General features: G+C 72.8%; 19 protein-coding genes. 5 read left to right on the top strand and 14 right to left on the bottom strand.

Annotated features, from left to right (window positions below):
- Positions 1-10: 10 nt before the first annotated feature.
- The 5 genes from AB0L37_RS10745 to AB0L37_RS10765 all read left to right on the top strand — a co-directional run bounded on the left by AB0L37_RS10745 (position 11) and on the right by AB0L37_RS10765 (position 5,074).
- Positions 11-1,090 carry an ADP-ribosylglycohydrolase family protein gene (locus AB0L37_RS10745; protein WP_365502602.1) on the top strand — a complete coding sequence of 360 codons (1,080 nt, stop codon included), beginning with the start codon at positions 11-13 and terminating at the stop codon, positions 1,088-1,090.
- A gap of 214 nt (positions 1,091-1,304) precedes the next feature.
- Positions 1,305-1,796, top strand: a complete 492-nt coding sequence (locus tag AB0L37_RS10750) for an NUDIX hydrolase (RefSeq protein WP_365502604.1) — start codon at positions 1,305-1,307, stop codon at positions 1,794-1,796.
- A 153-nt stretch (positions 1,797-1,949) separates the two neighbouring features.
- Positions 1,950-2,897 carry a nucleoside hydrolase gene (locus AB0L37_RS10755; RefSeq protein WP_365502606.1) on the top strand — a complete coding sequence of 316 codons (948 nt, stop codon included), beginning with the start codon at positions 1,950-1,952 and terminating at the stop codon, positions 2,895-2,897.
- Positions 2,894-4,336, top strand: a complete 1,443-nt coding sequence (locus AB0L37_RS10760) for an MFS transporter (protein WP_365502608.1) — start codon at positions 2,894-2,896, stop codon at positions 4,334-4,336. Before AB0L37_RS10755 ends, AB0L37_RS10760 begins: the two co-directional genes overlap by 4 nt.
- 15 nt (positions 4,337-4,351) lie before the next feature.
- Positions 4,352-5,074: a Sir2 family NAD-dependent protein deacetylase gene (locus tag AB0L37_RS10765; RefSeq protein WP_365502610.1), complete on the top strand. Its 723-nt coding sequence runs from the start codon at positions 4,352-4,354 to the stop codon at positions 5,072-5,074.
- Here the strand turns inward: AB0L37_RS10765 and AB0L37_RS10770 are convergent.
- The 14 genes from AB0L37_RS10770 to AB0L37_RS10835 form a co-directional block, all read right to left on the bottom strand.
- Complete coding sequence (locus AB0L37_RS10770) at positions 5,071-5,562, bottom strand: methylated-DNA--[protein]-cysteine S-methyltransferase (RefSeq protein ID WP_365502612.1); 492 nt, start codon at positions 5,560-5,562, stop codon at positions 5,071-5,073. The genes AB0L37_RS10765 and AB0L37_RS10770 overlap by 4 nt on opposite strands.
- A gap of 12 nt (positions 5,563-5,574) precedes the next feature.
- Positions 5,575-7,041: an AlkA N-terminal domain-containing protein gene (locus AB0L37_RS10775; protein WP_365502745.1), complete on the bottom strand. Its 1,467-nt coding sequence runs from the start codon at positions 7,039-7,041 to the stop codon at positions 5,575-5,577.
- A 101-nt stretch (positions 7,042-7,142) separates the two neighbouring features.
- Positions 7,143-7,670: an O-acetyl-ADP-ribose deacetylase gene (locus AB0L37_RS10780; RefSeq protein ID WP_365502614.1), complete on the bottom strand. Its 528-nt coding sequence runs from the start codon at positions 7,668-7,670 to the stop codon at positions 7,143-7,145.
- A complete protein-coding gene (locus tag AB0L37_RS10785; RefSeq protein ID WP_365502616.1) occupies positions 7,667-9,079 on the bottom strand; it encodes an NAD(P)/FAD-dependent oxidoreductase in 1,413 nt (470 codons plus the stop codon). Before AB0L37_RS10785 ends, AB0L37_RS10780 begins: the two co-directional genes overlap by 4 nt.
- Positions 9,080-9,194: 115 nt before the next feature.
- Positions 9,195-10,058 carry an inositol monophosphatase family protein gene (locus AB0L37_RS10790; RefSeq protein ID WP_365502618.1) on the bottom strand — a complete coding sequence of 288 codons (864 nt, stop codon included), beginning with the start codon at positions 10,056-10,058 and terminating at the stop codon, positions 9,195-9,197.
- 105 nt (positions 10,059-10,163) lie between these two features.
- The gene (locus AB0L37_RS10795) at positions 10,164-12,008 is read right to left on the bottom strand and encodes a gamma-glutamyltransferase (RefSeq protein ID WP_365502620.1); all 1,845 of its coding nucleotides are present in this window, start codon (positions 12,006-12,008) and stop codon (positions 10,164-10,166) included.
- An 8-nt stretch (positions 12,009-12,016) separates the two neighbouring features.
- A complete protein-coding gene (locus AB0L37_RS10800) occupies positions 12,017-13,054 on the bottom strand; it encodes an oligopeptide/dipeptide ABC transporter ATP-binding protein (RefSeq protein ID WP_365502622.1) in 1,038 nt (345 codons plus the stop codon).
- Positions 13,055-13,068: 14 nt separating this feature from the next.
- Positions 13,069-14,085 carry an ABC transporter ATP-binding protein gene (locus tag AB0L37_RS10805; RefSeq protein ID WP_365502624.1) on the bottom strand — a complete coding sequence of 339 codons (1,017 nt, stop codon included), beginning with the start codon at positions 14,083-14,085 and terminating at the stop codon, positions 13,069-13,071.
- Complete coding sequence (locus AB0L37_RS10810; RefSeq protein WP_365502626.1) at positions 14,082-14,957, bottom strand: ABC transporter permease; 876 nt, start codon at positions 14,955-14,957, stop codon at positions 14,082-14,084. The genes AB0L37_RS10805 and AB0L37_RS10810 overlap by 4 nt, the downstream gene beginning before the upstream one ends.
- The gene (locus AB0L37_RS10815) at positions 14,954-15,907 is read right to left on the bottom strand and encodes an ABC transporter permease (protein ID WP_365502747.1); all 954 of its coding nucleotides are present in this window, start codon (positions 15,905-15,907) and stop codon (positions 14,954-14,956) included. Before AB0L37_RS10815 ends, AB0L37_RS10810 begins: the two co-directional genes overlap by 4 nt.
- 50 nt (positions 15,908-15,957) lie before the next feature.
- Positions 15,958-17,526, bottom strand: a complete 1,569-nt coding sequence (locus tag AB0L37_RS10820; RefSeq protein ID WP_365502628.1) for an ABC transporter substrate-binding protein — start codon at positions 17,524-17,526, stop codon at positions 15,958-15,960.
- Positions 17,527-17,814: 288 nt separating this feature from the next.
- A complete protein-coding gene (locus tag AB0L37_RS10825; protein ID WP_365502630.1) occupies positions 17,815-18,219 on the bottom strand; it encodes a cold shock domain-containing protein in 405 nt (134 codons plus the stop codon).
- 42 nt (positions 18,220-18,261) lie between these two features.
- On the bottom strand, positions 18,262-18,987 hold the full coding sequence (locus AB0L37_RS10830) for a response regulator transcription factor (protein WP_365502632.1): 726 nt from the start codon (positions 18,985-18,987) through the stop codon (positions 18,262-18,264).
- Positions 18,984-20,201, bottom strand: a complete 1,218-nt coding sequence (locus AB0L37_RS10835) for a sensor histidine kinase (RefSeq protein ID WP_365502634.1) — start codon at positions 20,199-20,201, stop codon at positions 18,984-18,986. The genes AB0L37_RS10830 and AB0L37_RS10835 overlap by 4 nt, the downstream gene beginning before the upstream one ends.
- Positions 20,202-20,321: the final 120 nt, after the last annotated feature.

A 20,321-nucleotide genomic window follows, 5' to 3' on the forward strand; every position in this document is an offset into this window, starting at 1 on the left:
GACCGGATTCATGACGCCTACGAGCCCCCGGCTCACCGGAGAGGTCCTCGCCGACCGTGTGCTCGGCGGCTGGCTCGGCCGGATCGCGGGCAACATGCTCGGCAAGCCGGTCGAGCAGGGCGAGGTCTGGACGCGCGAGCGCATCGACCGCTATCTGCGGCAGGCCGAGGCCCTGCCGCTGACCGACTATCTGCCCGAACCCCCGTCGGACGACGTGGAGTTGGCGCTCCGTCCCGAGTGGCGTCGCTGTGTGCGCGGCCGGATCCACGGCAGCTGCCGTGACGACGACGTGGACTACGCGGTGCTCGGCCTGCACCTCCTGGAGACCCACGGCTTCGCCTTCACGACGGAGCAGGTCGGCGAGTTGTGGCTGCTGCGCCTGCCGTACCTCCAGACGTTCACGGCCGAGCGGGCCGCCTACCGCAACCTGGCGAACGGCCTGAAGCCGCCGCTCACGGCGACGTACGACAACCCGTACCAGGAGTGGATCGGCGGTCTGATCCGCGCGGACGTCTTCGGCTGGACGTGCCCGGGCGTCCCGCGCCGCGCCGCGTCCCTCGCCCGGCGCGACGCCGTCCTGTCGCACACCGGCAACGGCGTGTACGGGGCGATGTGGGCGGCGGCCCTGGTGTCGGCGGCCTTCACGGCGCCGACCCCGCGGGCCGCCCTGGACGCGGCGCTCACCGTGATCCCGGCGAGCAGCCGCCTCGCCCGCGTCGTACGCCGCACGATCTCCCTGCACGACTCGCGCCTGACCTGGGAGGAGACCCTCTCCACGATCGAGGAGGAGACGGGCGGCCTCGGCTGGATCCACACCGTGCCGAACGCCGCGGTCATCACGGCCGGACTCCTGTACGGGGACGGGGACTTCACCCGCACGGTGACCCTGACGGTCCGCGGCGGCCTGGACACCGACTCGAACGGGGCGACGGCCGGTTCGGTCGCCGGCGTCCTGTGCGGAGCGGCGGCCCTGCCGCCCCGGTGGACGGAGCCGCTGGAGGACCGGGTGCGCAGCGCGGTCTTCGGTTTCGACGGCGTGCGGATCAGTGAACTGGCCGCCCGCACCGCCGAGTTGGCGGAGCTGACCTAGGCCGTGTCCGCACAGTCGTGGGAGCCGGAGTGGTAGGCCGGAGTTCGCGGCGCTGTCGTCGGCCGACGACGTCACGGCGTTCCGCTCGCCGGTACGGCGCCTCGGTGACGTGGCGTTGATGTACGTACCGTCTGGAAGTGGCCGGGGCACCCAAGCTGAGCGGGTCCGGGGCGGAGCCCCGAGGCCCGCCGGCGGGCCTCGTTAAGGTGGTCGAATGACCACCGCGGACTACGCCACCTACATCGCCGGACTCCCCCGCATCCTCGCCGGAGCTGCCGTGCTGTTCCGTGACGACGACGGCCGCGTGCTGCTCGTCGAGCCGAACTACCGGGACGGCTGGGCGCTGCCCGGCGGGACCGTGGAGTCGGACGAGGGCGAGACGCCGCGGCAGGGCGCGCGGCGCGAGACGCTGGAGGAGATCGGGCTCGACGTGCCGCCCGGGCGGCCGCTCGCCGTGGACTGGGTGCCCGGCACCGCGCGGCCGCCGATCGTCGCCTACCTCTACGACGGCGGCGTGCTGAGCGCCGAGCAGATCAAGGCGATCCGGCTCCAGGAGGAGGAGCTGGTGTCGTGGCGGTTCGTGCCCCGCGCCGACCTGCCCGCGCATCTCCTGGGCGCTCTCGGCGGACGTGTCCTGGCCGCCCTCGACGCGCTCACCACCGGCACGGGCCCCGTCGAGCTGGAGAACGGGACGCCTGTCGCCTGACCCCGGCTTCCGCCCCTCACCTGGGCCTTCTCGGAGGACTCTCCATATCCGTACGCCTCGTCTTGGGTATCTACGCGCGTTGACAAACTCGTGTGGCGCCGGGTGAGCTTTGCGTGGACAGTTTTCCCATCCGGAGCAAAGGGGCTCGAACCGTTGGCCAGGAAGATCATCCTCGACTGCGACCCGGGGCACGACGACGCCATCGCGCTGCTGCTCGCGCACGGCAACCCCGACATCGACCTGGTCGCCGTGACCACCGTGGTCGGGAACCAGACCCTGGAGAAGGTCACCCGTAACGCGCTCTCCGTCGCGGCGATCGCCGGGATCACCGGCGTGCCGTTCGCCGCGGGCTGCCCGCGGCCGCTGGTCCGCGAGATCGAGAACGCGCCGGAGATCCACGGCGAGACCGGCCTCGACGGGCCCGACCTGCCGGAGCCGACCACCGAGCTCGACCGCCGGCACGCCGTCGACCTGATCATCGACACCGTCATGGCCCACGAGCCGGGCGAGATCACCCTCGTACCGACCGCCGGACTCACCAACATCGCCCTCGCCGCCCGCAAGGAGCCCCGCATCGTCGAGCGGGTCCGCGAGGTCGTGCTGATGGGCGGCGGCTTCCACGAGGGCAACTGGAGCCCGGTCGCCGAGTTCAACATCGTGATCGACCCGGAGGCGGCGCACATCGTCTTCAACGAGTCATGGCCGGTCACCATGGTCGGGCTCGACCTGACCCACCAGGCGCTCGCCACCCCCGCCGTCGAGGAGAAGATCGCCGCCGTCGGCACGAAGCCGGCCCGCTTCGTCCTCGAACTGCTCGACTTCTTCCGCGAGGCCTACCGCGAGAACCAGGGCTTCGAGCACCCGCCCGTGCACGACCCGTGCGCCGTCGCGTACGTGATCGACCCGGGCGTCATGACCGTGCGCAAGGCACCCGTCGACATCGAGCTGCGCGGCGCGCTCACCCTCGGCATGACCGTGACGGACCTGCGCTCCCCCGCGCCCGCCGACTGTCACACCCAGGTCGCCGTCGACCTGGACCACGACCGCTTCTGGAACCTGGTCGTGGACGCTCTCGTACGCATCGGAGACCCCGCAGCATGAACGTCGCCGCCTCCCCCCACACCCCGGCCGGCGACCCCCGCGCGGGGCGTCCGGCCAGGATCGGCGCGCTCATGGTCGCGCTGCTCGCGGCCAGCTTCGCCTTCCAGCTCAACGCGTCGATGCTCAGCCCGGCGCTCGCCACGATGGCCGACGAGCTGCACACCACGTCGTCGGCGATCGGCGTCACCCAGACGGCCTTCTTCACCGCCGCCGCGCTCTTCTCGCTGTTCCTGCCGCGCCTCGGCGACCTGATCGGCCGCCGCAAGGTGCTCACCGGGATGATGGTCCTGATGGCCGTCGGCTGCGTGATCGCGGCGCTCGCCGGGTCCGTCGGGACGCTCGCCGTCGGCCGGGTCGTCCAGGGCGCCTCGGGTCCCACGATCCCGCTCGCGCTGATCATGCTGCGCGTCGAGGTCCCCGACCCGAAGAAGTACGGCACGCTGCTGGGCATCGTCACCGCGGTCAACGGCGGTATCGCGGGCGTCGACTCGTTCGCGGGCGGCTCGCTGGCCGAGCACCACGGCTACGCCTCGATCTTCTGGGTGATGACCGCGTTCGCGCTGGTCGCGGCCGTGCTCGTCCGGTTCCTCGCGCCCGAGTCGCGGGCGGACGAGCGGCCGCCGATGGACTGGCCCGGCGTCGTGCTCCTCGTCATCTCGGTGGGCGCGCTGCTGATCGCCTTCAACGAGGCGGGCAAGCTCGCCGACGCGAACTGGGCGCTGGCGATCGGCCTGATCGTGCTGGCCGCGGTCGCGTTCTGGGCGTTCTGGCGGATGGAGACCCGCGCCAGGCACCCGCTGGTCACCACGCATCTGCTCAAGCGGCGCGCGACCTGGTCGATCCTGCTGTCGACGATGCTGACGATGACCGGCGTCTTCGCGATCATGAACGGCCTGCTTCCGGGTTTCGCCCAGGACACCGCCGTCGGTCTCGGCCTCGGCGCCGAGGGCGCGACGTGGTGGACGCTGACGCCGTACGCCCTCGCGGGTCTCGCGATGGGCCCGGTCTCCGGGCGGCTCGCGGCGACCTTCGGCTACGGCCGCATCCTGCGCATCGGCCTGATCGCCACCGCCGCGGCGACGGTCCTCGCGCTGCTCACGCTCCAGACCGACTCCTCGGGCCTGCTGCTCACCGTGTCGATCCTGCTCGGCGTGACCTACGCCGGCACCGTCAACATCATGCTCAACGGCCTCGGCATCCTGCTCTCCCCCGACGAGAACCCGGGCTTCCTGCCGGGGCTCAACGCCGGCTGCTTCAACCTCGGCGCGGGACTGAGCTTCGTCGTCCTGTACGCGGCCGTGGACGCGGTCGCCCCGGCCGACGGATCGTCGGTCGGCGGGTACAGCGCGGGTGTCGTGGCGGGCCTCGTGCTCATCGTCGCCGCCCTGTTCGCGTCGCTGCTCATTCCGAAACCGGTGGACGCGGAGGAGGGCGCCTGATCTACCGTTGAGGTCATGACTCTCGTCGCGTTCCTCACCGGTGCCGGTGTCAGCACGGACTCGGGCATCCCCGACTACCGCGGCCCCGACGGGGTGTGGACCAAGGATCCCGACGCCGAGAAGCTCGTCACGTACGAGTACTACATGGGCGATCCGGAGATCCGGCGCCGCGCCTGGCAGGTGCGGCGCCGCCAGCGGACCCTGACCGCCGAGCCGAACGCGGCGCACCGCGCCATCGCGGAGCTCTCGGCGGCGGGCATGGCGGTGCGGGTCATCACGCAGAACGTGGACGGGCTGCACCAGCTCGCCGGTCTGCCGGCCCGCAAGGTGCTCGAACTGCACGGCTCCGCGCTGAAGTTCGTCTGCACCCAGTGCGGCGAGCGCGGGCCGATGGAGGCGGCGCTCGCCCGGGTCGACGCGGGCGAGGACGACCCCGCCTGCCTGATCTGCGGCGGCATCCTCAAGTCGACGACCGTGATGTTCGGCGAGCACCTCGACCCGGTGGTGCTCGGCGAGGCCGTGTCGATCACCAAGGCCTGCGAGGTGTTCTTCGCGGTCGGCTCCAGCCTCCAGGTGCAGCCGGCGGCGGGCCTGGCCGGCGTCGCCGCGCAGCACGGCGCCCGTCTGATCGTGGTGAACGGGGAGCCGACCCCGTACGACGAGCTGGCCGACGAGGTCGTCCGCGAGCCGATCGGCACGGCGCTGCCGCGGCTCCTGGAGGAGTTGGTCGCCGCCTAGAACAGCGCCGTGCCGCGCTCGAAGTCGAGCAGTCGGCGCTTGCGGTCCAGGCCGCCGCCGTAGCCGGTGAGGCTGCCGTTCGCGCCGATGACGCGGTGGCAGGGGACGATCACACCGACCGGGTTCTTGCCGTTGGCGAGGCCGATCGCGCGGGACGCGGCGGGCTTGCCGAGGGCGTCGGCGAGTTCGCCGTAGGTGCGCGTCTCGCCGTACGGGATCTGCTGGAGCTGCTGCCACACGGACCGCTGGAAGGGCGTGCCGTTCAGGTGCAGCGGCAGGTCGAACGTCGTCAACTCGCCCTGGAAGTAGGCGTGCAGCTGGTCGACGACCGCGCCGAACGGGCGGTCGTCGCGCTCCCCGAAGGTCTCCTCGGCGGGGCGGTGGCGCTGGTCGGTCATGTAGAGGCCGCAGAGGGTGCCGTCGGTGGCGACGAGCGTGAGGGCGCCGTAGGGGCTGTCGATCACTGTGTGCCGGACGTGCGGTGACATGGTTCGGATTCCTTACGCGGGAAGGAAGTTGATCGGGTGGTCGTCGGTGGCCCAGAGGTACTGGGTCGCGTACGCCCGCCAGGGGCGCCAGGCCGCGGCGCGTGCGGTGAGCGCTGCCGGGGTGTGCGGCAGCCCCAACTCCTGTGCAGCGCGCCGCATCCCGAGGTCGGTGGGCAGGAAGGCGTCCGGGTCGCCGAGGGCGCGCATGGCGATGGCCTCGATGGTCCAGGGGCCGAACCCGGGCAGCTCGGCCAGGCGGGCCCGGGTCGCGTCCCAGTCGGACTCGGGGCCCAACGTCAGCGTGCCGTCGGCGAGTTGGCGTACGAGGGTGAGCAGGGTGGTGCGGCGGCTGCGGGGCAGCGCGAGGGACTCGGGGTCGAGGGACGCCAGGGCGTGCGGTCCGGGGAAGAGGTGCGTGAGGCCGCCCTCGGGGTCCTCGATCGGGTCGCCGTGGGCGAGGACGAGGCGGGCGGCGTGGGTGCGGGCGGCGGCGGTGGAGACCTGCTGGCCGAGCACGGCCCGTACGGCGAACTCGGCCTCGTCGACGGTGCGCGGCACCCGGCGGCCCGGCGCCTTGTCCACGAGCGGCGCGAGCAGCGGGTCGGTGCGCAGCCGGTCGTCGACGGCCACGGGATCGGCGTCGAGGTCGAGCAGGCGGCGGCAGCGGCTGATGGCGACGGTCAGATCGCGCTGGTCGGTGAGGATCAGGCGGCAGCCGATGTGCTCGGCGCCGGGGGTCAGCGCCACGATGCCGTGCCCGTACGGGAGCCGGAGCGTGCGCCGGTAGGCGCCGTCGCGCCACTCCTCGACGCCGGGCACGGCGGTGGCGGCGAGGTGCCCGAAGAGGTTGTCGGGGGTGAGCGGGGCGCGGAACGGCAGGCGGAGCGTGATCGCCCCGGGGGCGGCGGTGCGGCCCTGCGGCGCGCGGGTGCGCAGTTCGCTCGGGGAGAGGGCGAAGACCTCGCGGACGGTGTCGTTGAAGGTGCGGATGGAGGCGAACCCGGCGGCGAACGCGATGTCCGCCATGGGGAGTTCGGTCGTCTCGATGAGCAGGCGGGCGGTCTGGGCGCGCTGCGCGCGGGCCAGGGCGAGAGGGCCCGCGCCCAGTTCGGCGAGGAGCTGCCGCTCGATCTGGCGCTCGCTGTAGCCGAGCCTGCGGGCGAGGCCGGGGACGCCGTCGCGGTCCACGACGCCGTCGCCGATCAGGCGCATCGCGCGGGCGGTGAGATCGGCGCGCTGGTTCCACTCCGGGGAGCCGGGGCTGGTGTCGGGGCGGCAGCGCTTGCAGGCCCGGAACCCGGCCTGCTGGCAGGCGGCGGCGCTCGGGTAGAAGACCATGTTCTGCGGTTTGGGCGGCACGACGGGGCAGCCGGGCCGGCAGTAGATGCGGGTGGTCAGGACGGCGGTGAAGAAGACGCCGTCGAACCGGGTGTCCTTGGCCTGCACCGCGCGCACACAGCGCTCGGTGTCGGTGTGCATGGCGGCGGTTCCTGCCGTGCGGTCCACGGCCTCTTCGGTGGGCATGACTCAAGGATCGGCCATGGTGAGCGCCCTGGCTGGCGAGAATCCGACATCGACCTTCAGGGGGCGGTCTCCCCCAGGTGCGCGGCGAACGCCGCCCGCGCCCGCTCGTCGAACACCACGAACCGCACCTGCGTCACGGACGTGGTCCGCGCCTGCCGCACCGTCTCCACGGCGATCCGGGCACCGTCGTCCAGGGGCCAGCCGTAGATCCCGGTCGAGATCGCCGGGAAGGCGACGGTGCGCGCCCCGAGCTCGTCGGCGACGCGCAGTGACTCGCGGTAGCAGGAGACGAGCAGCGCGGAGCGGTCCTCGGTCGGGGACCAGCGGGGGCCGACGGTGTGGATGACGTGGCGGGCGGGGAGACGGCCCGCGGTGGTCGCCACGGCCTGTCCCGTGGCCAGGCCCTTGCCGTAGTGCGAGGCGCGCAGCTCGCGGCAGGCGGCGAGGATCTCGGGGCCGCCGCGGCGGTGGATGGCGCCGTCGACTCCGCCGCCGCCGAGCAGCGACGAGTTCGCCGCGTTGACGATCGCGTCGACCTCTTGCTCGGTGATGTCGCCCTGGACCAGGGTCAGTCGAGGGCTCATGAGGCCGCTCGCAGCTTGCGCCAGACGGCCTTCGCCGCGTTGTGCCCGGACATGCCGTGGACGCCGGGGCCCGGGGGCGTCGACGACGAGCAGATGAAGACGGCCGGGTGCGGCGTGGTGTACGGGGAGAGGGTCAGCTTGGGGCGCAGCAGCAGTTGGAGGCCGCTGGCGGCGCCCGCGGCGATGTCGCCGCCCACGTAGTTGGCGTTGCGGGAGGCGAGCTGGGGCGGGCCCGCCGTGGCGCGGGCGAGCACCAGGTCCCTGAACCCCGGGGCGAAGCGCTCCAGTTGGCGCTCGATCGCGTCGGTCAGGTCCCCGTCCCAGCCGTTCGGCACGTGACCGTACGCCCAGAACGTGTGCTTGCCCTCGGGCGCGCGCGTCGGGTCGGTGACGGTCGGCTGCACGGTGATGAGGAACGGCGACTCGGGCCCGCGGCCCTCGCGGGACGCGGCGCGCAGGGCGGTGTCGATGTCGGAGCGGTACGGGCCGACCTGGACCGTGCCCGCCGAGCGGGCCTCCTTCGCCGTCCACGGCACGGGGCCGTCCAGGGCGTAGTCGACCTTGAAGACGCTCGCTCCGTAGCGGAAACGGTCGTAGTAGCGGCCGAGGCCGGCGATCCGGGCGAGGGCCGTGGGCGAGGTGTCGAAGATGTAGGCGCGGGCGGGCGGCAGATCGTCGAGCCGCTTGACCTCGAAGTCGGTGTGGATCGTGCCGCCGAGGTCCTTCAGGTACGCGGCGAGCGCGTCGGAGATCGACTGGGAGCCGCCGCGGGCGAGGGGCCAGCCGCGCGCGTGGGCGGCGAGCGCGAAGACGAGACCGATCGCGGAGGTCGCGAAGCCGCCGAGCGGGGCGATGACGTGGGCGACGAGACCCGCGAACAGGGCGGCCGCCCGCTCGTCGCGGAAGCGGCGCAGCTGCCAGGTCGCGGGCGGCAGGCCGACGAGTCCGAACCGGGCGAGGGTGACCGGGTCACGTGGCAGCGCGCTGAGCGGCAGCGACATGAAGTCCCGTACGAGGGTGTCCCAGTGCGGAAGCAGCGGCTCGACGAGCCGGCGGTACGTGCCCGCGTCGCGCGGCCCGAACGAGGCGGCGGTCTCGGCGACCGACCGGGAGAGGACGGCGGCCGTTCCGTCCGGGAAGGGGTGCGCCATGGGCAGCGCGGGCTGCGCCCACTCCAGTCCGTACCGCTCCAGCGGCATGGCGCGGAACGCCGGGGAGTTGATCCCTAGCGGGTGCGCGGCGGAGCAGGGGTCGTGGCGGAAGCCGGGCAGCGTCAGCTCCTCGGTGCGCGCCCCGCCGCCGACGGTGTCCTTCGCCTCGAACAGGGACACGGAGAAACCCCGTCTGGCCAGTTCGACAGCGGCGGTCAGCCCGTTGGGCCCCGCTCCCACCACCACCGCATCGAGCATCGACGGCACCTTCGGACTCCTTCGTCAGCCGATGGCCACTGCTCCCACAGGATAGGCCTGAGCACCGACAGGGCAGGGGCGCGGGTGGGGCGCGGCGGACGGCAGCCCCTTCGGGTCAGGCTCCGCCCGACAGAAGTCCTGCCACCCGGCGGGCCGTGGCCGCGTCCCGGGCCGCGGTGAACGGCAGGGCGTTGCCCCCGGTGATCACGAACGGGACGCCCCCGCGGGTGAGGTGGGCGCCGCCCGCCTCCTCCACGAGGAGCAGGCCCGCCGCGTGGTCCCAGGCCAGCTCCCAGCTGAACGCCGTGGCGTCGAGGGCGCCGCGGGCGACCGCCAGGTACTCCAGACCGGCCGAGCCGCAGGGGCGCGGCGCGAAGCCGTCCGTGCGCAGGCAGAGCAGCGCGCGCTTCTGGTCGTCGGTGGTGTAGTCGGGGTGGGAGGTCGCGACGGCCAGGTCCGCGCCCGGAGCGGGCGAACCGGCGTGCAGCGCCTGCCCGTTGAGCCGCGCGCCCCGGCCGCGGACCGCGACGGCGAACTCGTCGAGCGCGGGCGCGTACGTCCACGAGGCGACGACCACGCCGTCGAGCGCGAGGGCGACGAGGGTGCAGAAGCCGGGGTCGCCGTGGACGAACTGGCGGGTGCCGTCGACCGGGTCGACGATCCACACCGGGGCGGTGCCCCGTATCGCCTCGTACGTCGTCGGGTCCGCGGCGACGGCCTCCTCGCCGACCACGACGGAGCCGGGCAGCAGGGCGGCCAGCTCGCGCGTGAGGTACACCTCGGCGCGCTGGTCGGCGACCGTGACGAGGTCGTGCGGGGCGCTCTTCTCCTGGATCTCGTGGGCGGCGAGCTGCCGGAAGCGCGGGGTGATCTCGGCGGCGGCCGCGGCGCGCACGGTGCGCTCCACGTCGGACACGAGCTGGTCGGTGACCTTGTGGTTCAGAAAGTCGTCGATGCTTTCCGTCATTGTTTCGATCATGGCTCCATGAGAACACGCGCCACTGACAACGCGTACCCGCAGGGTGAACAGAGGGTGGAATCACCGTGAAATCGGCGATTCCACCCTCTGTGACGCAGGGCGGCGTCAGCGGCCGACGGCGTAGCCCTGCATGCCCCGCGGGTTCGCCGCCGCCGACAGGACGCCGGTGCGCGGGTCACGGGCGACCGCGCACAGCCGCCCCTCCGACCAGGCGTCGCCCACCGTCACGTCATGGCCGCGGCGCCGCAGCTCGGCGACGACCTCCGCGTCCATGCGGGACTCGACGGTGACCGACCCCGGCCGCATGCCGCGCGGGAAGAAGGAGCCGGGGAACGAGTCGTTGTGCCAGTTCGGGGCGTCGATGGCGCCCTGGAGGTCGAGGCCGCCGCGGACCGCCTCGCGCAGCGCCACCGCGAGGAAGAAGTGCACCTGCCACTGGTCCTGCTGGTCGCCGCCCGGGGTGCCGAAGGCCATGACCGGGACGCCGTCCTTCAGGGCGAGGGACGGGGTGAGGGTCGTGCGGGGGCGGCGGCCCGGGGTGAGCGAGTTCGGCAGTCCCTCGTCGAGCCACGCCATCTGGAGGCGGGTGCCGAGCGGGAAGCCGAGCTCGGGGACGACCGGGTTGGACTGGAGCCAGCCGCCGGACGGGGTCGCGGCGACCATGTTGCCCCAGCGGTCGACGATGTCCAGGTGGCAGGTGTCGCCACGGGTGAGCCCGTCCTCGCTCACGTCGGGCTCACCGGGCACCGGCGACGTCGGGCTCTTGGCGACGGTGGGCTCCCCCGCGCCCGCGAGCCCCATGGCGTCGAAGCCGGGCTCTCCGGAGGCGACGGCGTGCGCGTGGGCGCTCAGCCGCGGCTCGGCGCCGAGCGGGCTGCCGGGGCGCAGCTCGTGCGAGGCCTTCTCGGGGTCGACGAGGGCGCGCCGCGCCGCGTTGTAGTCGTCCGACAGCAGCACGTCCACGGGGACGTCCGCCGCGTCGCCGTACCAGGCCTCCCGGTCGGCCATCGCGAGCTTGCAGCCCTCGATCAGGAGGTGGACGTAGTCGGCCGACATGTAGGCGGGCAGTTCCGGCGGGAGGAGCGCGAGCTGCTGGAGGAACGCGGGGCCCTGGCTCCAGCCGCCGGCCTTGCACAGCGTCCAGCCGTTCCAGTCGTACGTGGCGGGCGCCTCGTAAGTGGCCTCCCAGGAAGCGAGGTCCTCAAGGGTGAGCGTGCCGGTGTGGCGCTCGCCGCTGGTGTCCTTCGTGGGGCGCCCCGACTGCCGTACGAGCGCCTCGGCGATGAAGCCCTCGCGCCAGATGCGCCGGGCCTCCTCGATCTGGGCGACGCGGTCCGCCCCGCCGCCCGCCTCGGCCTCTTCTATGAGCCGCTTCCAGGTGGCGGCGAGCTGCCGGTTGCGCAGGAGTTCGCCGGGCCGCGGCGCCTTGCCGTCGACCAGGTAGATCTCGGCTGACGAGAGCCACTCGTCCTCGAAGAGGGCGCGGACGGTCTCGACGGTCTCGCCGACGCGCTCGACCGGGGCGTGCCCGTCCTCGGCGTAACCGATCGCGTACTTGAGGACGTCGGCGAGCGGCTTCGTGCCGTGGTCCTTCAGGAGCAGCATCCAGGCGTCGAAGGCGCCGGGCACGGCCGCGGCGAGCGGTCCGGTGCCGGGCACGAGGTCGAGGCCGAGGGAGCGGTAGTGCGCGACGGTGGCGCCGGCCGGGGCCACCCCCTGTCCGCACAGCACCCGCACCTCGCCGCCGGCCGGGGCGAGGATGATCGGCACCTCGCCCGCGGGCCCGTTCAGGTGCGGCTCGACGACGTGCAGCACGAAGCCCGCGGCGACGGCGGCGTCGTAGGCGTTGCCGCCGTCCTCCAGGACCGCCATCGCGGACTGGGAGGCGAGGTAGTGCGTGGAGGACACCATGCCGAAGGTGCCCTGGAGGGTCGGCCGGGTGGTGAACAAGGAGGCTCCTAGCGGGTGGCGGTGCGGGTGTTCGGGATCGTACGAGAGGGGGCGCCGGCCGCGTCGGGTGCGGTGCCGTCGTCGGCGACCAGGTGGCAGGAGACCTCGCGGCCGCCTTCCAGGGTGCGCAGGGCGGGTACCTCGGTGCGGCAGCGGTCCACGGCGAGCGGGCAGCGCGTGTGGAAGCGGCAGCCGGGCGGAGGGGCGAGGGGGCTGGGCAGTTCGCCGCTGAGGACGATGCGCCGGCGGGTGCGCTGGGTGGCCGGGTCGGGGACGGGAGCGGCCGACAGGAGGGCCTGGGTGTAGGGGTGCTTGGGATCGGCGAACAGCTCGCCCGTAGGGGCCTGTTCGACGATCCGGCCCAGGTACATGACGGCGATCCGGTCGGCGAGGTACTCCACGGCGGCCAGGTCGTGCGTGATGAACAGGCAGCCGAAGCCGCGGTCGCGCTGGAGGTCGGCGAGGAGGTTGAGCACGGACGCCTGCACGGAGACGTCGAGCGCCGACGTCGGCTCGTCCGCGACCAGGAGGTCGGGGTCCACGGAGAGCGCGCGGGCGATGGAGATGCGCTGCCGCTGGCCGCCGGAGAGTTCGTGCGGGTGGCGGTCGGCGTGTTCGGGGCGCAGCCCTACTTGGGCGAGAAGTTCCGCCACGCGCGCGCGTGCGGCGTCTTTGCTCTTCACCATGGCGTGCAGCCGGATCGGTTCGGCGATGATCTCGCCGACCGTCATGCGCGGGTCGAGCGACGAGGGCGGGTCCTGGAAGACCAGGTGGAAGTCCTTGCGCAGGGGGCGCAGGGCCCGCCGGGACAGGGTCGTCACGTCGGTGCCGTTGATGCGGACCGTGCCGGACGTGGGGTCGTCGAGGCGTACGGCGCAGCGGCCGACGGTCGACTTGCCGCTGCCGGACTCGCCGACGAGGCCGACGACCTCGCCGCGGCCGACGGTGAGGGTGACGCCGTCGGCGGCGCGCACGGTGCCGCCGGAGCCGGCGAAGTGGCGTTCCAGGGCGACGAGTTCAAGGACCGGGGTGCTCTGGGTGCTCATAGCACTCATGGTGCTCATGGGGCGATCGCCTCCTGGAGGGTGTGCGGGTGCCAGCAGGCGGCGCGGTGGGCGGCGTCGGCCCCGGCGGCACCGTTCTTGTCGGGGACCGCCTTGAAGCCGGGGCGGCTCGCGGTGCAGGTGTCGTCGGCGCGGGCGCAGCGCGGCGCGAACGTACAGGCGTCGGGCTGCGCGTCGAGGCTCGGCACCAGGCCGGGGATCTCGGGCAGCCGCCGCTTGCCGGTGGCGCCGGGCTTGAGGACCGCGGAGAGCAGGCCGCGCGTGTACGGGTGCCGGGGTGCGGCGAACAGCTCGTCCACCGGGGCCTGTTCGACGGGACGGCCCGCATACATGACGAGCACCCGGTCGGCGGTGTCGGCGACGACTCCCAGGTCGTGCGTGATGAGCACGATGGCGGTGCCGAGCCGCTCGCGCAGCGACCGGAGCACGTCCAGGATGCCCGCCTGGACGGTCACGTCGAGGGCCGTCGTCGGCTCGTCGGCGATGAGGACCGTCGGGTCGCAGGCGACCGCGATGGCGATCATCACGCGCTGGCGCATGCCGCCGGAGAGCTGGTGCGGATACTCGTCGACGCGCTCGGCGGGCGCCGGGATGCCGACGAGGTCGAGGAGTTCGACGGCACGCGCGCGTGCCTCCTTCTTGCCGAGCCCCTGGTGGCGGCGGAGCACCTCGCCGATCTGCCGCCCGACGGTGAGCACCGGGTTCAGGGAGGTCATGGGCTCCTGGAAGATCATGGCCATGTCCTTGCCGCGGATCTTCCCGTACGTCCTGTCGTCGGCGCCGGCGAGTTCGCGCCCGCCGAGGCGGATCGAGCCGGTGACGCGGGCGGTGGGCGGGAGCAGCCCCATGACGGCCATGGACGTGACGGACTTGCCGCACCCCGATTCGCCCACCACCGCGAGGACCTCGCCGGCGTGGACCTCGTACGAGAGGTGGTCGACGGCGTGCACGGTGCGGGTGTCGGAGGTGAAGGAGACCGACAGGTCCCGCACGCTGAGAACCGGCTCGTTCATCGGGTCGCTCCACGGGGGTCGAGGACGTCGCGCAGGCCGTCGCCGAGCAGGTTGAACGCCAGGGTCGCGGCGACCACCGCGAGGCCGGGGAACACCGCCATCCAGGGCGCGGGCGCGAGGAAGGACTGGGCGGACGACAGCATCACGCCGAGGGACGGGTCGGGCGGCTGGACACCGAGGCCGAGGAAGCTGAGCAGGGCCTCGCTGATGATGGCGGCGGGGATGCCGACGGTGGCCTGGACGGTGAGCGCGGACGTCGCGTTCGGGAGGATGTGCCGGAACAGGACGGTGCCGTCCCCGCCGCCGTTGGCGACGGCCGCGGCCACGTAGTCGACGTGCTTGAGGCGGAGCGTCTCGGCGCGGGTTATCCGTATGACCGCCGGGATCTGCGAGATGCCGATGGCGATGGTCGCGTTGGTCAGGGACGGGCCGAGGACGGCGGCGAGGCCGACGGCCAGGACCAGGAAGGGGAACGCGAGCATCGTGTCGGTCACGCGCGAGACGACGCTGTCGGCGATCTTCCCGTAGTACCCGGCGAGCAGGCCCAGCGGGACGCCGACGAGGAAGGCGAGCACCACCGCGAGGACGCCGACCTGCATGGAGGCCCGCGCCCCGAACATGACGCGGGAGAGCTGGTCGCGGCCGAGGTCGTCGGTGCCGAGCCAGTGGGTCCAGCTCGGTGCGGCGAGGACGTGCGCGAAGTCCGGCCGCGACGGGTCGTACGGGGCGACGAGCGGGGCGAACAGCGCGGCGAGCACGAAGACCGCGGCGATGACGCCACCGGTCATGGCGAGCTTGTTCCGGCGCAGGGCGCGCAGCTTGCCGTTGCCGGCGATCCGGGCGCGGACCGTCGTGAGGGCGAGCGTGGTCACCGGGCACCTCCGAGCCGGATGCGCGGGTCGATGACCGAGTACGCCACGTCGACCAGCAGGTTGATGAAGATGTACGCGAAGGACGTGCACAGGACGACGCCCTGAAGGGTCGCGTAGTCCCGGGTGAAGACGGCGTCGATGGTGAGTTTGCCGAAGCCGGGGAGCACGAAGATCTGCTCGGTGACGACGGCGCCGGAGATCAAGTGGCCCAGTTGCAGGCCGAGTACGGTCACGACGGTGACGAGCGAGTTGCGCAGCGCGTGCCCGCCGATCACCTCGCGGCGCGACAGGCCCTTGGCGCGGGCCGTGCGGACGTAGTCGGCGGAGAGCGAGTCGAGCATCGCGGCGCGGGTCTGGCGCATGACGACGGCGGCGAGCCCGGAGCCGAGGACGATCGACGGCAGCACCATGCGGCGCAGGTTGTCCAGCGGGTCGGCGGCGAAGGGCACGAAGCCGGAGGCCGCGAAGACGGGCACGGCGATGGCGAACGCGAGGACGAGGACCATGCCCAGCCAGAACGTCGGCACCGACAGGCCGAGCAGCGCGAGGGCGTTGGCGATCCACTCGGCGGGCCTGCCGCGGCGTACGGCCGCGACGACACCCGCGCCGATGCCGAGGACGATCGCCAACAGCAGGGACAGCGCGGCGAGTTCGAGGGTGACGGGCAGCGCCTGCGCGATGGCGTCGGAGACGGGCAGGCCGGTGCGCGAGGACGTCCCGAGGTCGCCCTGGAGGGCGTGGCCGATGAAACGCCCGTACTGCACCACGATGTTGTCGTCGAGCCCGTACTCGGAGCGGATCGCGGCGAGTGCCTCGGGGCTGCGCTCCTCGCCCGCGAGGGCGAGCGCGGGGTCGCCGGGCAGTGCGCGGATGCCGGCGAAGACGACGACCGAGACGAGGAAGAGCGTGATGACGGACTGGCGCACGCGCGTCAGGACATACTTGGCCATGGGGTGCCCGGCGAGCAGCCCGGGCCGCTTGAGGGCGATCTGAGCGGTCGTCACTTGGCGTACCCCGCATCCTTCACGCGGACGAGGCCGTCGCCGTAGACGCGTACGCCCGCGACGTCCTTTCCTGCGACGACGTAGTTCTTCTGGCGGTAGAGGTAGACGAGCGCGCGGGCGTCGTTCGCGCGGCGCGTCAACTCGGCGTAGATCCGGGCGCGTTCGGCGGGGTCGGCCTCGGTGCGGCCACGCTCGATGAGGGCGTCGATCTTCTTGTCGGAGAGTCCGTAGGCGTTCATCGCGCCCTTGGTCTGGAGGAAGCTCGCGATGTTGCCGTCCGGGTCGAGCCGTCCGGACCAGCCGCTGTTGAAGGCCTCGTAGTGGCCGTCGTCGGTCTCCTCCAGCATCGTCGCGTACTCGGTGGGACGCAGTGTCACGGCGAATCCGGCGTCCTTGGCCATGGCCTGGACGACCTGGCCGATGCGGCTCCACTCGGGGGTCGTGGACGTCTTCAGCTCGATGTGCACGGGCGTCTTGACGCCCGCCTGCCTCAACAGCCGCTTGGCGCGGGCGACATCGCGCTTCGGGCACTGCGACGCCTTCACGCCGGGCGCGAGCGCCGACTCGGGCGAGACGGGGCCGCACGCGGGCTCGTACATGCCCTGGAAGACGACCTTGTTGATGAGGTCGCGGTCGATGGAGAGCTCGAAGGCCTCGCGGACGCGGGCGTCGCGGGCGAGCGGGGTGTCGACGCGGCCGGGCGCCTGGCCGAGGCCCTTGACGTTGCCGACGTTGATGCCGATGCCCTGGTAGCCGAGGGAGGGCGAGTTGAAGAGCTGGAGCTTGTTGTCGGTGAGGGCGCTCTTCACGTCGACGGGGACCATCTGGTCGCCGATCTGGATGTCGCCGGAGCGCAGGTTGGCGAGGCGGACGCTGCCGTCGGGGATCGGCTTGTAGATCACCTTGTCGAGGTGGACGGCGTCGGAGTCGTAGTAGTGCGCGTCCTTGGCGAGGACGATGCGGTCGCCGCCGACCCGCTCGACGAATCTGAACGGCCCTACGCAGGAGGGGTGGTTGGTGAAGTTCTTGCCGTACTTCTTGAGCGCGGCCGGTGACATCACCATGCCGGAGCGGTCGGCGAGGACGGCGGTCAGCGGCACGTACGGCTGCTTGAGCGTGAGCTTCACCTCGTACGGCCCGGTGGCCCGCGCCGATTTCAGCGGGGCGAGTTCGGTGGCGCGGGCCGAGCCCGCGAGGTCGCGGTGGCGCAGCAGCGAGGTGACGACGGCGGCCGCGTCCAGCTTGGTGCCGTCGCTGAACTCCGCGTCGTCGCGGACGCCGAAGGTGACGGTGCGGCCGTCGCCGGAGACCTTCGGCAGGGCGGTCGCGAGCTGGGGCACGACCTTCCCCTCCGCGTCGACGTCGTAGAGCTTCTCGCACATGCCGGCGAAGACGGTGCGGCCCACGAGGGTCTGCGCGAGGGTCGGGTCGAGCTTGTCGGGGTCCGCGTTGAGGGCGACGGTGAGAGTGCCGCCGTCACGGACCGGGCGGTCGTCGGCCATCCGCTCCCCGCCGACCTCGGTGGCCGAGGACTGAAGGGAGCCGCAGCCCGCCGTTGTGGACATCACCAAGGCAACTGCCGCGAGGGCAACCGCTGTTCGGCGCACGAGGAGATACCTCCGCCAGGGAAGAGATCCGCAGGAAACCTGTGGGCGATCAAGGAATACCGCAGAACGTATTTCGCATACAGTCCGCGAGACAAGGGGGTTGTCCGGATGCCGGACCGCAATCGATGAAATTTGAATGACCGGCCGCGACATCCTGGGAGAAGAGGGGGAAGAACGGACAGGGCCCGGACCGAGTACGTCGACTCGGCCCGGGCCCCGGGCAGTTCATCTGCGGTGCGGCAGGGGTCAGCTGTCCACCCAGCCGTGCTTGCGGCCGTTCTGCACCAGCTCACGGCGGATCGCCAGGATCTGCTCGCCGGTGAGGGACGGGGCGGAGCGCAGCAGCAGCTCCGTGACCTCGTTGGTGAACTCGTCGACGCGCAGCACGTCGCACAGGACGTCGTCGCCGTCGGCCGCCACGTGCCGGGCGGGCGCCGGGGCGGAGGCGCCCTCGGCGAGCCGGACCGACGACGCCTTGGGGCCGCGGTCGCCCTCCTCGATCTCGAACTCGACCTTCAGACCCGTGCGCAGATACGACTCGGGGATGAGGAGGTCGTTCACATGCAGGAAGACGTCCTCACCGCCGTCGTCCGGCGCGATGAACCCATAACCGCGCGCTCCGTCGAAGCGCACCACACGACCAGCGGCCAACGCCGACCCCCAACCACCACGGCGGACCAGGCGTCCGCGCCCTCAGCAACGTGTCCGGATCCTAGCGGGCACTTCCCCGCGTTCATACGAAGGTGCCGGCCCGGCCCCGTGGCCGCGTGCGGTGACCAGGCCCGACTCGTACGCGAACACGACGAGTTGGGCCCGGTCGCGGGCGCCGAGCTTGATCATCGCGCGGCTGACATGGGTCTTGGCGGTGAACGGGCTGACCACCATGTGCGTGGCGATCTCCTCGTTGGTCAGGCCGCGCGCGGCGAGCGCGGTGACCTCGCGCTCGCGCGGGGTCAGGCCCTCCAGGCCCGGTGCGGTCGCCCGGTCCGGCGGCCGGGCCACGAACTCGCCGATGAGGCGGCGGGTCACGGACGGCGACAGGAGGGCGTCGCCCCGCGCGACGACCGCGATGCCGGCGAGCAGGTCCTCCGGCTCACTGTCCTTGAGCAGGAACCCGGAGGCGCCCGCGCGCAGCGCCTCGAAGACGTACTCGTCCAGGCCGTAGTTGGTGAGGATGACGACGCGTACGCGGGCGAGGTCGGGATCGGCGGCGATCCGCCGGGTCGCCTCGATCCCGCTGACGCCCGGCATCTGCACATCCATCAGGACGACGTCGGGCAGGCGGGCGCGCACGAGCCGGACCCCCTCCTCCCCGTCCCCGGCCTCCCCGACGACCTCGATCCCGTCCTCCGCGTCGAGGAGCGCACGGAAACCGGCCCGCATGAGCGCCTGGTCGTCGACGAGGACGACCCGGATCACGGCGCCACTCCGGCCGTCGCGGCATGGGCCGTGTCCAGCGGCAGCACCGCCCGCACCTCGAACCCGCCCTCCGCGCGCGGGCCCGCCGTCAGCGTGCCGCCGAGCGACGCGACGCGCTCGCGCATGCCCGTCAGGCCCGTGCCCTCCACGGGCGGACCGGCCGGAGCGGCGGCGCCGTCGTCCGTCACGCTCACCGTCAACTCACCGTCTCCGTACGCGAGATGGACGTCCACCCGCGCCTCACGGCCCGCGTGCCGCGCCACGTTCGTCAGGGTCTCCTGGACGATGCGGTAGACGGTGCGGTCGACGGGCGCAGGCTGCGGGCGCTCGCGTCCGGTGACCGTGAGCGTGGCGGCTATCCCGGCCGAGCAGGCCCGCTCGACCAGCAGCGCCGGCGTGCCCGTCGGCTCGTCCGCGCGCAGCACGCCGAGGGTCGCCCGCAGTTCGCGCATCGCCTCGCCGCTGGCCTCCTGGATGGCGAGCAGTGCGGGGGGTATCTCCTCGCCGCGCTTGCGGGCGAGATGGACGGCGACGCCCGCCTGGAGCTTGACGATCGAGATGCTGTGGGTCAGCGAGTCGTGCAGCTCGCGGGCGATGCGCAGCCGCTCCTCGCCCGCGCGGCGCAGCGCCGCCTCCTCGCGGGTGCGCTCCGCCTCCAGGGCCCGCTGCTCGGTCTGGCGCAGATACGCCTGCCAGTTCTTGTCGGCGAGCCCCGTCGCGACCGCGCACAGGAACCAGCCGGCGAGCAGCAGTCCGCGGGTGACCGCACCGTCGTGCGCGAACGCGTCCTGCACCGTGTAGAGCGCGAGGAAGGACACCGCCGCCATCGCGCCGAGCCCGCGGTGGCCCGCCCGGGCCGCCGTGTGCACGGAGCCGAGGACGGGGAGCGCCGCCAGCGGGTCCGGGTGCGCGTGCGCGACGTAGGCCGCCGTCAAGGCGGTTGAGGCGATCAGGACCGCGCGCGGCGCCCGTCGATAGCCCGCGAGCGATGCCGCCGCCGCGCACATCAGGACGTAGTCCAGCGGCGCCGCGCCGTCCCCGAGCGCCGCGCCGAGCACGACGAGCGCACCGACCACGACGGCGAGCGCCGCGTCGCCGCAGTACGCGCGCCACGACGTCGGCACCTTCGCCGATGCCTTCGCCGGCGCTGTCGGTGGCGCTGCCGGTGGCGCCTTGAGCGGCGCGCTCTCCTTCTCCGCCAAGTCCCCCTGCATGCCTCGAAGGTTAGACGCGCCCACTGACAACGTCCCTCCGTCGCGAGGACTGCTCCGGCGGCACGGCTACTCCCCCGGGAGTAGATCGAGCTCGGCTCCGCCGTACGACGCCCCGGCCTG

The sequence above is a fragment of the Streptomyces sp. NPDC052225 genome, from assembly GCF_040679615.1.
In the GTDB taxonomy this organism is placed as follows: Bacteria; Actinomycetota; Actinomycetes; order Streptomycetales; family Streptomycetaceae; genus Streptomyces.